Genomic DNA, 15611 nt, shown 5'->3' with positions numbered 1-15611 from the left:
GGCACGGCAAGCGTCTTATTGTATCCAACGCCATGCGAAAGCACGGCCAACTTCCCCTGAAGGCAATGCAGTTGACCGCCGAAGCTCGCCGCGATGGCCAGGTCCACCGGTGTCCGCAGCGCCTGCGCCCACGGCAGCAGCGGTACGCCGACTCCGGCCAGTAGTTCCGCCACCCCGGCCTGGAACGGCGACGAGCCCGTACAGGTCGCCAGCATCTGCACCCGCAGGTCGTCGTGGAACAGCGGCACCACGTCCAGCAGCCGGGTCGCCGACGTCACGTTGTGCACGACGAACAGCACCCGCCGGCAGCGCCCCCGGGTGTCCCACCGCCCCGCCTCGGCCCCGACGGGAACCCGTATCCAACCGTCCCGCCCCTCGCTCACCGCACCCCCTCGTCGCCCGGCCCGCCGGGCCGGCACCGCCTCTCCGGCCCGTCACGATATCCGCGGACGGGCAGGTCGGCCCGGGCCCCCCGCCCCGATCCCGGCTCGCCGCGCTCGGCCGCGACCAGGGCCCGTTCCGGTCCGGCGGATCGCCGACACCGGCGTCGGCCCGCTCGGGGGCCGCGGCACGTCCAGGGCGACGCCGATGACACGCCACGTCCGCTCCCACACGGCGTCCCGGCCCCCGAACGGCTCGCAGGCCACCCCTGCAGAAAAGACGCACGCGAACCGGCCTCGCAGATCGACCACTTGCCCGGCCCCGGTCTCCGCCGACTCCCCGACCAGCCGGTCGACCAGGATCTCGATGCCGCCATCGCCGACCACGGGCCGACTCGCGGGGCGGGAGATCGCCGCCGACCTCGAACGCCACCCGCCCCAGCCCTTCCGCACCCTCGCCCACCTCCGGTACCAGCGCCCCGACCAGCAAAAAGACCCTCCCAAAGGGAGGGTCTGCGCTGGCGCCCCCGGCAGGACTCGAACCTGCGGCCAAGTGCTTAGAAGGCACCTGCTCTATCCACTGAGCTACGGGGGCCGGGCGGTGGACGTGGATCACGGACCGCGGACAAGGATAGGGGTCCGGGTGCCTCGTACCGGTTGCTTCACCTCCGTGGCACGTTGTGGAGGTTCGGTGAAGCGATCCCGATAATCGCAGGCAGGTACGAATCCTGCACCGCTTTTGGTATCCCGTGCGGCGGGTGTTGTGCACTCGTTATGCCTGCGCCTCAGCCGTCTCGATCGTCTCATGGGTTACTCGTCCCGTTCTGTGGGGGTTCTTACGGCGCGCACACAGGGCTATACGCTTCAAAAACCCAACGAAATTGGGCATTCTGCACATGTGGCGACCTTGGACGTACGACCCCGGCTCATCGACGCACTGTCCGTACTGCGCGACCGCGTCGACGCCGCACGCTTTCCACTGCCGCTGCGGGGCGCCGTCCGCGCCCGACGCAACCGGGCCGAACTGCTCGCCCAGCTCGACGACTATGTGATTCCCCGCCTGCGTTCGCCCCAGGCCCCGCTGCTCGCCGTGATCGGCGGGTCCACCGGGGCGGGGAAGTCGACGCTGGTCAATTCGCTGGTCGGGCGGCGGGTCTCGGAGGCGGGGGTGCTGCGGCCGACGACGCGTACCCCGGTCCTGGTCTGCCATCCCGACGACCACCGCTGGTTCGCCGGGCAGCGGGTGCTGCCGCAGCTCACCCGGGTGTGGGTGCCCGGTCAGGACGGCGGAGAGGGCAGCGGGGCGCCGCGCAGGACGCAGGGGGAGGGCGCGTACGACTACGAGGACGCGGCGGGCGGGTACGGCGCCGAAGGGGCCGCGGGCGAGCACGGGATGCCGACCGTGCGGATCGAGACGGATCCGGCGCTGCCCAGCGGGCTGGCGCTGCTGGACGCGCCCGACATCGATTCGCTGGTCGCCCGGAACCGGGAGCTGGCCGCGGAGCTGATCTGCGCGGCCGATGTGTGGGTGCTGGTCACCACGGCCGCGCGGTACGCGGACGCGGTCCCCTGGCATCTGCTGCGCACGGCCAAGGAGTACGACGTCACGCTGGTGACGGTGCTGGACCGGGTGCCCCATCAGATCGTCACCGACATCTCCGCGCGCTACGCCGAACTCCTCCATCACGCCGGGCTCGGCCACGTCCCCCGGTTCACCATTCCCGAACTGCCCGAATCGGCCGGCGGCGGCAGCGGATTGCTGCCGGCCACGGCGGTCGCCGCCCTGCGGGACTGGCTGGAGCGGCACGCCCAGGACCCCCTCGCCCGCACCTGCGCCGCCGACCGCACGGCCTCCGGCGTGATCGCCTCGCTGCGCAGCCGGCTGCCCGCGCTGGCCGCCGCGGCCGCCGCCCAGCATGCCGCGGCGCTGCGGCTGACCGGCCGGGTCGAGGAGGCGTACGAGCGGGCCGCGGAGCGGGTACGGCGGGAGGTCGCGGCCGGTGAGGTGCTGGCCGGGGACGCGCGGGCGCACTGGCGTGACCACGGGGCCGGCGGGCGGCCGGAGGAGTTGCTGGACGCGCTGACGCAGGGGCTGACGTCCCTGCTGGCCTGCGCCGTCGAGGAGGCGGACGAGCGGGCCGCGGAGGCGTGGCGGCGGGATCCGGCGGCGCGGGAGCTCGCGGCGCCGGATCCCGCGGGCGGCGGCGGAGCGGGCGAACGGCTCGGCGTGATCGTCCGGCGCTGGCGGCGCTGCCTGGAGGAACTGGCCGAGGAGGAACGGGGCGAGGCGCGCGGTGGACCGGGCGGCGAACGGGCGGGATCCGTGGAGCCGGAGGAGTCGGCCGCACTGCTGGCCACGGCGCTGCTCGGCGGCCGGCGCGCCCGTACGGCGGGCGAGAACCTCGCCGAACTGCTCGGCGCCCAGGCTGCGCTGCGGCTGTGCGACCGCGGCAGCCGGCTGCTGGTGACGTACCTGGAGCGGGCCCTGGACGGCGAGCGAGAGCGGCGGCTGGCGCCTCTGGACCGGCTGGCCGTGCCGCCCGACCAGCAGGCCGAACTGATCGCCGCGCTGTCCGTATTGCAGAGGGAGAAGGCGAGAGTGCGGGAGTCGGAGTCGGAGAGGGTGGTGTCGGGGTGAGGGAATCCGAGGAGGGTGCGGAGGGTGGGGCAGGGGGTGCGGGAGAGGCCGGCGTTGGTGTCGAGGGGGCCCGTGGCGCTTGGGACGACGGGCTGATCGCGCGGCGGGTGCAGGGCGGCGAAGGCGTCCGGACGGGGGCGCGGCGGCGGGTGTTCGGGCCGCGCGAGGGATCGTCCGCCGGGCCGCGCGTCGAGCCGCCGCGCGCGGCGGACCCCGCACGGGGCGCCGGCCGGCCGGCGGCCGCAGAGGCGGCCGCGGATGCCGGTGCGGACCTGGACTTCGCCCTGGCCGCGGAGGTGGCGGCGGATACGGGGCGGGCGGGCGGGCCGGGGGAGGGACCGGCGCGCGGAGCGGTGGGCGGCGCGCGGAGCGGCGCGTACGCGCGGGTGGCGGAGCGGGCCCGGGGCGCCCGGACGGCCGAGCTGCGGGCCCGGCTCGACGCCCTGCGGGAGCTGATCGCTTTGTCGAGGGCCCGGCTCGACGGGGAGACCCTGGACGAGGCGGGGCGGGTGCTGGATGCGGCGGGGGAGCGCTACCGGCTCTCCGGGGAGCACACCGTGGTCGCCATCGCCGGGGCCACCGGGAGCGGTAAGTCGTCGCTGTTCAACGCGCTGGTGGGGGCGAACCGTTCGCAGGTCGGGGCGCGCCGGCCGACGACTTCGGAGGCGGTGGCCTGCGTCTGGCCGGGCGGGCCGCCGGGCGCCGAGGGTCTGCTGGACCGCCTGGGCGTGCCCGGATGGCGGCGCAACCTGGCGCTGGACGGCACCCCCGAGCTGGGCGGGCTGATCCTGCTCGACCTGCCCGACCACGACTCCTCGGACACCGAGAACCGCGCCCAGGTGGACCGGATGCTGGAGCTGGTGGACGCGGTCATCTGGGTGGTGGACCCGGAGAAGTACGCGGACGCCGTGCTGCACGAACGGTATCTGCGGCCGCTGGCGGGCTACGCCGAGGTCATGTTCGTCGTTCTCAACCAGGTGGACCGGCTGCCCGGGGACGCCGCGGACCAGGTGGTGGACGATCTGCGGCGGCTGCTGGACGAGGACGGGCTGGCCCTCGGCGAGCACGGGGAGCCCGGTGCGGCGGTGCTCGCCCTGTCCGCCGCGACCGGCGGCGGGGTGGCGGAACTGCGGGACGCGTTGGGCCAGTTCGTCGCGGAGCGGGGCGCCGCCGACCGGCGGCTGGCGGCGGATGTGGACGCGGCGGCCGAGCGGCTGCGGTCGATGTACGTGACGCAGAGCCGGGTCGCGCTGACGGAACGGGCCCGCGCGGAATTCGAGGACCGGCTGGCGGACGCGGTCGGCGCGGTCGCCACCGGGCGCGCGGTGGAACGCGACTGGCTGCGGCACGCGGAACGGGCCTGCGGCTCCCCCTGGTCCCGGTTGCGCAGGCGGGAGCGGAGGGAGGAGAGGGAGGGGAGAGGCCGACAGCAGCCGGTCACCACGGGCGTTGCCCATCCCTCGGTGGCCGGGCAGGGCCGGCAGTGGCAAGCGGTGGCGGCCGGGCCGTACGCCGGGGAACAGGCGGACGGCCGGGCGGCGGCGCGGCCGGTGGTGGAGCAGGCCGTACGGACCGTGGCGGGCGAGGCGGCGCACGGGCTGCCGGCGCCCTGGGCCCATGCGGTGCGCGAGGCGGCGGACCGGGGCGCGGCGGGCCTGCCGCAGGCGCTGGACAGGGTGACGGCCGACGCCGAGCAGTCCCTGCGGGGCGGGCCGGCCGGTCGGCCGCGGTGGTGGACGGTGGCCGCCGCGCTCCAGGGGCTGCTGCTCGTTCTGCAGGTCGTCGGTGTGCTGTCGCTGCTGGGGGTGGCGGCCGGTGTGGTCGATCCCGAGGCATGGTTCTCCGCGCTGCTGCCCGCGGTCACCGGATCGGTGGGCGGCCCGGCGCTGGCGTGGCTGTGCCGGGTGGCGGCGCGCGGCCCGGCCCGGCGCTACGGGCAGGAGGCCGAGCGGCGGCTGCGGAGCGCGGCGGCCGGTTGCGGCCGGGCCAGGGTCCTGGAGCCGGTCGCGGCAGAGCTGTTGCGCTATCGCGAGGTGCGTGAGCAGTACGCGGTGGCGTCGGGCGCATAGCGGGTCCCCCTCCCGGGTGGCCGAGTTGTCCACAGTCGGCCGGTCGTCCACAGCCCGCCGCGGCGCCCGCCGATTCCGTGCAGCATGGGTTCAACGCGCCGGTGAGAGCGCGGAAGAGCGCGGTGAGCGCGGGAGAGCGTGGAACGGACGGGGGAGGCGGTTCCGGTGAACGACACGATGGTGACGCTGGTGGGAAATGCCGCGACGGCGGTGGAGCACCGGCTGACGACGGCCGGGGTGCCGGTGGCGAGGTTCCGGCTGGCGACGACGGTCCGGCGCTACGACCGGACGCGGGAATGCTGGACGGACGGGGAAACGAGTTTCTTCACCGTCCGGTCCTGGCGCGGCCTCGCCGACAATGTCGCCGCGTCCGTCGCGGTCGGCGAACCGCTCGTGGTGCAGGGCAGGTTGCGTGTGCGGGAAGGGGAGCAGCCGCCCGAGCGGGGCGGACAGCGCTGGTTCTCGGCGGAGGTCGACGCCGTCGCGATCGGCCACGATCTGGCCCGCGGCACCGCCGCCTTCCGCCGGGTCACCCGGGCGCGTACGGACCCGGTGCCACCACGGCACGGGGCGCCGAAGGAGCTTCCGGGAGACGGCCCGGCTCCCGAAGTGCCCGAACCCTTCCAGGAATCGTCCGCCTGAGAAAGCGCCAGTGCTATCGCACAAGAAGCGTCACCGGCGCCGTCCGCGCCCTCACTTGCCCCTCCCTGCCCCGATAAGTCCCGGGGATTTATCGATAGTGCAAGGCGAGGATGCCTGGTGTCGGTAACGATTGTGATTCGGATCGCTTATGGGATGCCATTCCTGGGGACCGTGATGCGCCTGCTCCATAGGATCCGACGAGTACTCACGGGGGCTGATGAGTTCAGCTGTTGAGTCCTTCGGCATCTTTCCGGCGAGGCACCTTCCCCCATTCGCCCGCCTCGCCCAGAGGGGAAATTCATGCTTGCGATGAAAAGGCGGGGCGCAGCCCGTCTTGCCGCTGCGGTCGTGGCCTCCGGCCTGCTCGCGGCGGGTGCGATAGCCACCGCGGGAACCGCCGCGGCGGATGACACGCCCCCCGCGCAGGGAGGCGCCACCGCGACGCTCGGCGGTCTGAAGACCTTCGACCAGGCGATCGTGCACGCCGACGGGCGCGACCAGCGCGTCGGTGCGGGGCTCTTCGAGATGTCGGTCGACAACGGCGGCACGCTGCAGACGTACTGCATCGACATCCACAACCCGACCCAGCAGCAGGCGAAGTACCAGGAAGTGCCCTGGAGCGCCTCGTCGCTGCACAACAACGCGGACGCCGGCAAGATCCGCTGGATTCTGCAGAACTCGTACCCCCAGGTGAACGACCTGGCCGCGCTCGCCGCCAAGGCCCACGCGGGGAACCTCACCGAGAACACCGCCGCGGCCGGCACCCAGGTCGCGATCTGGCGCTTCTCCGACCATGTGAAGGTCGACGCGGCCGACCCGGCGGCCGAGAAGCTCGCCGACTACCTCGAGAAGAGCGCGCAGAACCTCGCCGAGCCCAAGGCCTCGCTGACCCTGGACCCGCCGGCCGTCTCCGGCAAGTCCGGCAGCAAGCTCGGCCCGGTCACCGTGCACACCAACGCCGACAGCGTCACGATCTCCCCCGCCGCCGACCTGCCGGCCGGTGTGAAGGTCGTCGGCAAGGACGGCAAGCCCGTCACCAGCGCCGCCGATGGCACCCAGCTGTTCTTCGACGTGCCCAAGGGCGCCGCCGACGGCAGCACCTCGCTGACCGCCCAGGCCGCCACCAAGGTCCCGGTCGGCCGCGCCTTCACCGGCATCGGCGAGCACGCCAAGAGCCAGACGCAGATCCTGGCCGGCTCCAGCGAGTCGACGGTCTCCGCGGCCGCCACGGTCTCCTGGAAGAAGCAGGGCGCCATCCCGGCGATCACCGCCGAGAAGAACTGCTCCAAGGGCGGCGTCGACGTCACGGCGAGCAACAAGGGCGATGAGGCGTTCCGCTTCCAGCTCTCGGGCAAGGACTACGAGGTCGCCCCGGGCAAGTCGCAGACCGTGACCGTCCCCGTGGCCGAGGACCAGCCCTACGAGATCACCATCACCGGTGCGGGCGGCTTCAAGAAGACCTTCTCCGGGGTCCTGGACTGCAAGACCGCCGGCAGCGGCGGCGGCTCGCCCTCCCCGAAGCCCACCCCCGCCTCGGGCGGCACCACCGGCGGCCACGGCACCGACCTCGCCGAGACCGGCTCCAGCAACGCCACCCCGATGATCGCGGGCGTCGCGGTCGCCCTGGTCCTGGTCGGCGGCGGCGCGGTGTTCTTCCTCCGTAAGAAGAAGGCCGGCGCCCAGTGACGCACACCGTCACCGAGCGGTAACGCCCGGCGGCCACCGTCCCCGCACGCCGTAAGCGGACGGTAGCCGCCCGGGCACCCCGCGGCCCCGGAGCGTCCTCACGCTCCGGGGCCGCGGGCGTACTCGTTTCCTTCCGGGCCCGGCCGTACGGCAAGATGGGTGTATCTGCCCTCGCGCGGCCACGCCGCACCATGGCCCAGGCGGCGGACCTGCAAACAGACCTGATAGATCCTGAAGATCCAAACCTGCCGGACGGTTTCTCTTGGCTGAGTACATCTACACGATGCGCAAGACGCGCAAGGCGCACGGCGACAAGGTCATCCTCGATGACGTGACGCTGAGCTTCCTGCCGGGCGCGAAGATCGGTGTCGTGGGTCCCAACGGCGCCGGTAAGTCCACGGTGCTGAAGATCATGGCCGGTCTCGAGCAGCCGTCGAACGGTGACGCGTTCCTCTCCCCGGGCTACACCGTCGGCATGCTCCTGCAGGAGCCGCCGCTGGACGAGTCCAAGACCGTGCTGCAGAACGTGCAGGACGGCGCCGCCGAGATCATGGGCAAGCTGCACCGCTTCAACGAGGTCGCCGAGCTGATGGCGACCGACTACAGCGATGCGCTGATGGAGGAGATGGGCAAGCTCCAGGAGGACCTCGACCACGCCAACGCGTGGGACCTGGACACCCAGCTCGAGCAGGCCATGGACGCGCTCGGCTGCCCGCCCGGCGACTGGCCGGTCACCAACCTCTCCGGTGGTGAGCGCCGCCGCGTCGCGCTGTGCAAGCTGCTGCTGGAGTCCCCCGACCTGCTGCTGCTCGACGAGCCCACCAACCACCTGGACGCCGAGTCCGTGCAGTGGCTGGAGCAGCACCTCGCGAAGTACCCCGGCACCGTCGTCGCCGTCACCCACGACCGGTACTTCCTCGACCACGTCGCCGAGTGGATCTGCGAGGTCGACCGCGGCCGCCTGCACGGCTACGAGGGCAACTACTCCAAGTACCTCGAGACCAAGCAGGCCCGTCTCAAGGTCGAGGGCCAGAAGGACGCCAAGCGCGCCAAGCGGCTCAAGGAAGAGCTGGAGTGGGTCCGCTCCAACGCCAAGGGGCGGCAGGCCAAGTCCAAGTCGCGACTGGCCCGTTACGAGGAAATGGCCGCCGAGGCCGACAAGATGCGGAAGCTGGACTTCGAGGAGATCCAGATCCCGCCGGGCCCGCGCCTGGGCAATGTCGTCGTCGAGGTCGAGAAGCTCAACAAGGCCTTCGGCGAGAAGGTCCTCATCGACGACCTGAGCTTCACCCTGCCCCGCAACGGCATCGTCGGCGTCATCGGCCCGAACGGCGCCGGCAAGACCACGCTGTTCAAGATGCTCCAGGGCCTGGAGACCCCGGACTCCGGCGACATCAAGGTCGGCGACACCGTCAAGATCTCCTACGTCGACCAGAGCCGCGAGAACATCGACCCCAAGAAGACCCTGTGGGCCGTGGTCTCCGACGAGCTGGACTACATCAACGTCGGCCAGGTCGAGATGCCCTCGCGCGCGTATGTGAGCGCCTTCGGCTTCAAGGGCCCGGACCAGCAGAAGCCGGCCGGGGTCCTCTCCGGTGGTGAGCGCAACCGCCTCAACCTGGCGCTCACCCTCAAGCAGGGCGGCAACCTGCTGCTCCTCGACGAGCCGACCAACGACCTCGACGTCGAGACCCTGTCCTCGCTGGAGAACGCGCTGCTGGAGTTCCCCGGCTGCGCCGTGGTCGTCTCCCACGACCGCTGGTTCCTCGACCGCGTCGCCACGCACATCCTGGCGTACGAGGGCGACTCCAAGTGGTTCTGGTTCGAGGGCAACTTCGAGTCGTACGAGAAGAACAAGATCGAGCGCCTCGGTGCGGACGCGGCCCGTCCGCACCGCGCGACGTACAAGAAGCTGACCCGGGGCTGAGCGTCGTGCGACACCTCTACTCCTGCCCCCTGCGCTGGTCGGACATGGACGCGTTCGGCCATGTCAACAACGCGGTGTTCGTCCGCTACCTCGAAGAGGCGCGGATCGACTTCATGCGCCGGCTGGTGCCGGGGGACGGCAGCCCGTCGTTCACGGGCGGATCGGTGGTCGCCCGGCACGAGATCGACTACGTACGGCAGCTGGTGCACCGGCACGCCCCGGTGTCCATCGAGCTGTGGGTGACGAAGATCAGTGCCGCGTCGATGACGATCGCGTACGAGGTCAAGGACGAAGAGACCCTCTTCCTGAGGGCCTCGACCGTCGTCGTGCCGTTCGACTTCGCCAAGGAGCGCCCGCGCCGCATCACCGCGGAGGAGAAGGCGATCCTCAAGGAGTACCTGGACGACGCGTCGTATCAGGAGGGGGCCGTCGCACGATGACGGCACTGCCTCTGGCCGATTCCGGGGAGGCGGCGGATCTCGCCGCCTTCCTGGGCCGGCTGATCCATTACGACCGTGCGGCCGCGGTACGGCTCCAGGCCCGCGGCGGGGCGCTCGCCGTCTTCGGCCGCCCGCCGTCCTTCGAGGTACTGGCCATCCGTACGGCACGGCTCGCCGACGAGGACATCACCCTGGACGTCACCGTCTCGGCCGGTGAACTCCTCGAGGGCGTCGGGGCGTCGGCGGAGGGCGTACTGACCGTGCCCGCCGCCGTCACCGGCCCGCCGTGGGCCGGGCTGCTGCCGCCCCGCAGCGGCTGGCGGCGGGTGCCGGGGCTGCCGGCGCCCGAGGCCCTGCTGCGCGCGGTGGCCGGCGCGGTCGCCGAATTCCGCACCCGCGACGCGGAGCTGCCCCCGCAGCACCGCACCCGCACCGAGCGCGACCGGATCGGCCGGGAAATCTGGTCGCGGACCCTGGGGGACACCCACCTGCCGCTGCGGGCCGCGCATGCCGCCCAGTCGCTGGGCTTCCTCCGCCCCGCGCGCTCGGCCGCCTTCGCCGGCGGCGCCGCGCACCGCTCCCACGCACCGCAGCCCGAGCACCAGACTCTGTCCCTGCTGGCCGCGGCCGGCTGGCTGCGGCTGAGCACGCCCTACGGGTCGATCGCCGTACGGACCGGTGGCCCGACCGGGCTGACGGGGCTGTCGGGGATCACGGTCACTCCGGTCTGATCCGGCCCGATCCGATCCGGCCTGATCCGATCCGATCCGGCCTGAGGGGGCAACTCGCCCTCTGCGAGCCCTCCGTGAGCCCGTCGCCGGTCCGTCGGTCGCCGGTCCGGCCGGTCGTCAGTCCGCCGCGTTGATCATCGAGGCGGCCGCGTAGGTGAGGTAGTTCCACAGCGTCGTCTCGTGGTCCTCGGCGAGGCCGAGGGAGTCGACGGCATCGCGCATGTGCCGCAGCCAGGCGTCGTGCGCGGCCCGGTCGACGGTGAACGGGGCGTGCCGCATCCGCAGCCGGGGGTGGCCGCGGCCGTCGCTGTACGTGCGGGGGCCGCCCCAGTACTGCATCAGGAACAGCGCGAGCCGCTCCTCGGCCGGACCCAGGTCCTCCTCCGGGTACATCGGCCGCAGCAGCGGATCCTCGGCGACACCCTGGTAGAAGCGGTGCACCAGCCGACGGAAGGTCTGTTCGCCACCGACCTGTTCGTAGAAGGTCTGCTCCTGAAGCGTGCCGCGTGGAATCTTGTTCACCCGTCCATGGTGTCAGACGTGGCGAGGGGCGTGACCGGAACGGTCACGCCCCTCGGGAAGGCCATGCTCGGAGCCGCCGACCGCACCCCGCAACGGCTCCTGCCCGGGGCGGCCACGCAGCGGGCTGCTAGCCCCGGCGTACGGTCAGCGTCGTCCAGGCCCCCACGTGCACCCGGTCGCCGTCGTGCAGCGGCACCGGCACATACGGCTGGATCGGGTCCTCGGCGAGGTTGACGGTCGTGCCGTTGGTGGAGTTCTGGTCCACCACCGCCCAGCTGCCGTCCTGCTGCTGCACCAGCAGCGCGTGCTGGTGCGAGACGCCCGGGTCCTCCGGCGGACGGCCCAGATCGACGTCCGGGGCCTCGCCGGTGCTGTTGCGGCGTCGGCCGATCGCGATCTGGCCGTTGGCGAGCGGGAGCACCTGCTCGGGGGAGTACGCGGGCAGGTTGAGCCCGGCCGCCTCCGGGCCGCTGCGGCCCATCATCGCCATGAAGTATTCGCGATCCGGCGCGATGGCCACCACCCAGCCGTCACCGACGACCGGCGGCGGACCCTGCGGCGGCGCCGCGGGACCCGGGCCGCCGTTCCACTGCTGCTCGGGCGGCGGGCCCTGCTGGGGTGGCTGCTGCGGGTCGTACGGGCCGGGCTGCTGCTGTTCGAACGGCGGCGGCGACTGCTGCTCGTACGGCGCGGGCTGCTGCGGCTCGTAGGGACCCGGCTGCTGCGGCGGGAACGGCGCGGGCGGCTGCTGCTCGAACGGGGCCTGCGGGCCGGGTCCGGGCGCCGGCGGTGCCATCGGCGGCGCGGCGGCCTGCTGCGCGCCCGGTGGGTTCAGCGTCCAGTCGTCGCCCTGATGCGGCGGCGGGGGACCGGGCTGACCGACGGCCGGGCCGGGGCCGGGCATACCGGGCGGCGGGCCGGGCTGGCCGGGGAAGCCGCCGGGACCGGGCATGCCGGGCGGCGGGCCCTGCTGGGGTGGCTGCTGCGGGTCGTACGGGCCGGGCTGCTGCTGCTCGAACGGCGGCGGCGACTGCTGCTGAAACGGCGGCGGTGACTGCTGCTCGAACGGCTGCTGCGGTGCGGGCGGCGGGAAGCCGTATCCGCCCTGGCCGCCCTGGGGGCCCGGGCCGGGCGCCGGCGGCGGGAAGCCGTAACCGCCCTCGGCGCCGGGGCCGGGCATGCCGGGCGGCGGGGCGTAGGACGTCGAGGACATCGACGAATGGGTCAGGAAGTTGTAGCGGCAGTTCTCACAGAACGGCGCGTTCGCGGCGCGCGGCGTACCGCACTGCGGGCACGGCTCGGGCGGCGGTGACTGCTGCTCGAACGGCTGCTGCGGTGCGGGCGGCGGGAAGCCGTATCCGCCCTGGCCGCCCTGGGGGCCGGGACCCGGGCCGGGCGCCGGCGGCGGGAAGCCGTAGCCGCCCTGGCCGCCTTGAGGGCCGGGGCCGGGCTGGCCGAGGTCGGGCATACCGGGGCCGGGCATGCCGGGCGGCGGGCCGGGGTGGCCCGGCGGCGGGCCCTGCTGCTGGGGCGGCGGCGGGCCGGGCTGGCCGGTGGGCTGGCTGGGCGGCGTGTTCAGGAACCCCGCGGGCAGGGAGGGCGGCGGCGGGACAGCACCCGCCATCCGGTGGCCGCACACCTCGCACCAGTCTTCGGCCACCGACTGGTGTCCGTTCGGGCAGGTCGGCATGTCGGTTCTTCCCCCTCCGTACCTTTTCTTTCGCTGGTACTGCTTGGTACTAGTCGCGGTTTTTCTTCGGCTGTTTTGTCACGCGAACGGTTTTTGTCGAGCGCGTTTCGAGGGTCATCTCGTCCGCGTCGGCCACCTTCGCCTTCAGTCGCACAGTACCGGTCGCCGCATCGACGACGTCCACCACCTTCGCAAGGAGTTTCGCAGTGCCCGCATTTCCCGAGGCGTTCGCCAGCTGTACGGCGCGGCCCAATTTCGCGGTGGCACGGTCCCGGTCGCCGGATTTGCGGGCATCGAGCCCCTGCTGAATGACTTGCGCCAGTTCCGCCTGTCCTGTGTAGTGCGCGACCTGCGGATCGATCGCCGTCGAGGCGGCCGGATCGGCCGTCCACACGGCCCGCACCAGCCCCTGCGACAGGGTCCGCGGCGGCCCGCCGTCCGGCGTGGAAATGATCAATGAGACCCGCGCCGCCAGCATTTCCCGGCCGATTCCGGCATCCGGAACCCGCACGCAAACGTGGTAATCCCGGGACTCATTGCCCCATGAACCGGTCGGATAGTCCCCCGACCGCGGCCCCGATTCCGTACGCCGCCCGGTCAGATCCACCACGGTCGGCGCCACCTGCTTCACCCCTACGATCTCCGCGCCCCGCGGCGTCCGCACCCGCAGTCCGACATCGGCGACTTCCTTGCTCATCGCGTTCTGCATCATCCGCGTGAAGTCGGCGGTCAGATCGGCCGGATCGGCGACGATATCGGCGCTCCCCAGCAGCGCCGAGGCGATGGCGGTGACCTCTTTCACCTCCCAGTCCGTGCCGACGCCGCGCGCATCACAGGTGAAGGACCCGAAGCAGTCGTCCAGCGCGGCCCGCAGATCCCCCGGCGCTTCGTGCTCGTTGCGGCCGTCGGTGAGCAGGATGCCGTGCCGGATGCCGAGCTCCGCGGACGACAGCAGCTTTCCGGCCAGCCGCAGCCAACTGCCGATCGCCGTGCCGCCGCCGGCGTTCAGCCGCCGCAGCGCGTCCTTGGCCTGCGCGCGGGTGACCGCGTCGGCGACCGCCAGCCGGCCGCCGCCCGGGTAGATCTCGGCGGCGCGGTGCGTGCCGGCCACCACCGCGAAGGCCACCCCGTCGCGCACCGTGTCGACGGCCGCGGCCGTCGCCTCCCGGGCGCCCCGTAACTTCGCCGGCGGACGGTCCATCGACCCGGAGCAGTCGACCATGATCACCACGCCGGCCCCCCGGCCGCCCGGCCCGCCGGCAACCATCGGCCGGCCGCCGGTGGTCCCGCCCCCGGTGGCGGTCACGGCGACGATGGCGTTCACCTCCCGACCACCCACGGGGAGATACGGGTTCTGGTGCACCTCGGCGGAGAACTGCGGCACATACGACTTGGCGAAGTGGGCCATCCGTTCCGCCCGTTCCCTCTCTTCCGTCCGCCGCGGCATTTCCGGCCGGTGCGCGCCTTGCCCGTGTTCCGGCCGCCGCATCCGATACGTCGGGTTGCGGACGGTCAGGCCGATCCTGCCCGCACCGACGGCGCGGGGAACGGCACCACCGCCACCGTTACGTTGTCGTGGCCCCCGCCGTCGAGGGCGTACCCGACCAGCGTCCGAGCGGCATGCAGCGGCCTGGTGGGCGCATCGACGGGCAGCACCGAGGCCATCTGCGCGGCGGACTCGGCGTAGTTCCACAGCCCGTCCGTGCACACCACCACCACGCCGGGACCGTCCGGTTTGAACGTCACGGTGTGCGGCTCGACCTCGTACGCGTCCGCGCCGAGCCATCCCGTGATGGCGTGCGCCCGCTCGTCGGCGTTGGCCTCCGCCTCGGACATCAGGTTGTTGGCGACCATCTGCGCGGCCCAGGAGTCGTCCTCGGTGAGCCGGGCCGGGGGCGCGGCGCGGTCGTCGGGGATCCAGTACGCGCGGCTGTCGCCGACCCAGCCGACGGTCAGCAGCCCGCCGCCGATCACCGAGCCGACGAACGTGCAGGCCGGGGCGTTCTGCTGACGGTGCTCATCGTGTGCGAGGGACGGGTCGTCGGCCAGCGCGTCGACCGCCGCGGAGGCCGCCATGATGGCGTCGTGCATCGCCTGCTGGGGGTGCGTACCGCGCGGCAGCGACGCCAGCAGCGCCTCGCCCGCGGTCTCGGACGCCGCCTGGGACGCCTCGTCCGGCCGGGTCGCCGAGGAGACGCCGTCGCAGACCACCGCGACCAGGGCGGGCGAACCGTCGGGCAGGGCCGTGGCGCGCACGGCGAAGAAGTCCTCGTTGCGGTGGTGGCGGTGCCCGCGGTCGCTGACGGCCGCGAAGCCCGCCAGCTCCCGTTCCATGTGGTCGCGATCGCGCGGCCGGGCGCGGCCGCAGTGGTCGCAGAAGCCGTCGGCGTCCACGGCGCCCGCATGACAGGACGCGCAGAGGTGGAGGGTGTCGGCGGGACCCTCGGACGACGGCTCGGGGGCCCCGGGGGCGCCCTCGGTCCCGGTGGCATCGCCGGGTGCCTCAACGGGAGCCTGCACCGCTACGGGGGCCTGCGCCGCTCCGGCGGCCCCCGCCGCGGCATCGGCCACCACCTCGTACCCGGCGACACGGGGATCGACGGGCTGCGCGCCGGGGTCGCCCGGACGCGGCCCCTCCGCACCGGGATCGCCCGTACCCGCGATCTCCTCGTACGGAATCCGCGTCGTCGGATCCGGCGGCGGCGGCCCGGCCGGCCCCTCGTGCGGTACCCCGACCGTCGGCGCGTACGAGGGCGGCGGCGGCACCGCCGCGTACCCCGAAGCGGCGGGCACCACTTGGTCCGCGCCGCACCGTCCGCAGAAATTGTCCCCCGCGTCGAGCGGCTCCGCGCAGCTCCGGCAGCGGGACGGCCCAGTCACACCCAT

The 15611-nt window shown here is 73.2% G+C and carries 11 protein-coding genes, 1 tRNA gene and 1 pseudogene; 7 read left to right on the top strand and 6 right to left on the bottom strand.

Features of this window, described 5'->3' with window-relative positions:
- Both ACIGWZ_RS06790 and ACIGWZ_RS06785 read right to left on the bottom strand, forming a co-directional pair.
- Positions 1 to 299, bottom strand: a pseudogene (locus ACIGWZ_RS06790) (hypothetical protein); the annotation flags it as partial.
- Positions 300 to 899: 600 nt separating this feature from the next.
- Positions 900 to 975: transfer RNA gene (locus ACIGWZ_RS06785), tRNA-Arg, on the bottom strand.
- A 303-nt stretch (positions 976 to 1278) separates the two neighbouring features.
- On the opposite strand from ACIGWZ_RS06785, the gene ACIGWZ_RS06780 reads away from it, so the two are divergent.
- From ACIGWZ_RS06780 to ACIGWZ_RS06750, 7 genes are all read left to right on the top strand, one after another.
- Entirely contained in the window at positions 1279 to 3018 is a 1740-nt protein-coding gene (locus tag ACIGWZ_RS06780; RefSeq protein WP_400061540.1) for a dynamin family protein, read from the top strand.
- Positions 3015 to 5087, top strand: a complete 2073-nt coding sequence (locus tag ACIGWZ_RS06775) for a GTPase (RefSeq protein ID WP_400061537.1) — start codon at positions 3015 to 3017, stop codon at positions 5085 to 5087. Before ACIGWZ_RS06780 ends, ACIGWZ_RS06775 begins: the two co-directional genes overlap by 4 nt.
- Positions 5088 to 5252: 165 nt before the next feature.
- Positions 5253 to 5729, top strand: a complete 477-nt coding sequence (locus ACIGWZ_RS06770) for a single-stranded DNA-binding protein (RefSeq protein ID WP_400061535.1) — start codon at positions 5253 to 5255, stop codon at positions 5727 to 5729.
- A 300-nt stretch (positions 5730 to 6029) separates the two neighbouring features.
- Positions 6030 to 7415 carry an LAETG motif-containing sortase-dependent surface protein gene (locus tag ACIGWZ_RS06765; RefSeq protein ID WP_400061533.1) on the top strand — a complete coding sequence of 462 codons (1386 nt, stop codon included), beginning with the start codon at positions 6030 to 6032 and terminating at the stop codon, positions 7413 to 7415.
- 262 nt (positions 7416 to 7677) lie between these two features.
- Positions 7678 to 9342 carry an energy-dependent translational throttle protein EttA gene (ettA, locus tag ACIGWZ_RS06760; RefSeq protein WP_400061531.1) on the top strand — a complete coding sequence of 555 codons (1665 nt, stop codon included), beginning with the start codon at positions 7678 to 7680 and terminating at the stop codon, positions 9340 to 9342.
- Positions 9343 to 9347: 5 nt separating this feature from the next.
- Positions 9348 to 9782, top strand: coding sequence for an acyl-CoA thioesterase (locus ACIGWZ_RS06755; RefSeq protein WP_400061529.1), 435 nt, complete (start codon positions 9348 to 9350; stop codon positions 9780 to 9782).
- The gene (locus ACIGWZ_RS06750; RefSeq protein ID WP_400061527.1) at positions 9779 to 10513 is read left to right on the top strand and encodes a hypothetical protein; all 735 of its coding nucleotides are present in this window, start codon (positions 9779 to 9781) and stop codon (positions 10511 to 10513) included. The genes ACIGWZ_RS06755 and ACIGWZ_RS06750 overlap by 4 nt, the downstream gene beginning before the upstream one ends.
- Positions 10514 to 10630: 117 nt before the next feature.
- Here the strand turns inward: ACIGWZ_RS06750 and ACIGWZ_RS06745 are convergent, their stop codons facing one another.
- The 4 genes from ACIGWZ_RS06745 to ACIGWZ_RS06730 all read right to left on the bottom strand — a co-directional run bounded on the left by ACIGWZ_RS06745 (position 10631) and on the right by ACIGWZ_RS06730 (position 15611).
- A complete protein-coding gene (locus ACIGWZ_RS06745; RefSeq protein WP_400061525.1) occupies positions 10631 to 11035 on the bottom strand; it encodes a globin in 405 nt (134 codons plus the stop codon).
- A 127-nt stretch (positions 11036 to 11162) separates the two neighbouring features.
- Complete coding sequence (locus ACIGWZ_RS06740; RefSeq protein ID WP_400061523.1) at positions 11163 to 12725, bottom strand: FHA domain-containing protein; 1563 nt, start codon at positions 12723 to 12725, stop codon at positions 11163 to 11165.
- 49 nt (positions 12726 to 12774) lie between these two features.
- The gene (locus ACIGWZ_RS06735; protein WP_400061522.1) at positions 12775 to 14133 is read right to left on the bottom strand and encodes a VWA domain-containing protein; all 1359 of its coding nucleotides are present in this window, start codon (positions 14131 to 14133) and stop codon (positions 12775 to 12777) included.
- 104 nt (positions 14134 to 14237) lie between these two features.
- Complete coding sequence (locus ACIGWZ_RS06730) at positions 14238 to 15611, bottom strand: PP2C family protein-serine/threonine phosphatase (protein ID WP_400061520.1); 1374 nt, start codon at positions 15609 to 15611, stop codon at positions 14238 to 14240.

The sequence above is a fragment of the Streptomyces sp. NPDC053427 genome, from assembly GCF_044544985.1.
Taxonomy (GTDB): Bacteria; Actinomycetota; Actinomycetes; order Streptomycetales; family Streptomycetaceae; genus Streptomyces.
This window is presented reverse-complemented; position numbering and strand designations above follow the sequence as displayed.

Excerpts from the sequence above, each read along its gene's own strand:
- ACIGWZ_RS06750 (WP_400061527.1), top strand. The coding sequence starts at position 9,779 with ATGACGGCACTGCCTCTGGCCGATTCCGGGGAGGCGGCGGATCTCGCC.
- ACIGWZ_RS06740 (WP_400061523.1), bottom strand. The coding sequence starts at position 12,725 with ATGCCGACCTGCCCGAACGGACACCAGTCGGTGGCCGAAGACTGGTGC.
- ACIGWZ_RS06730 (WP_400061520.1), bottom strand. The coding sequence starts at position 15,611 with ATGGGTGTGACTGGGCCGTCCCGCTGCCGGAGCTGCGCGGAGCCGCTC.
- ACIGWZ_RS06735 (WP_400061522.1), bottom strand. The coding sequence starts at position 14,133 with ATGGCCCACTTCGCCAAGTCGTATGTGCCGCAGTTCTCCGCCGAGGTG.
- ACIGWZ_RS06765 (WP_400061533.1), top strand. The coding sequence starts at position 6,030 with ATGCTTGCGATGAAAAGGCGGGGCGCAGCCCGTCTTGCCGCTGCGGTC.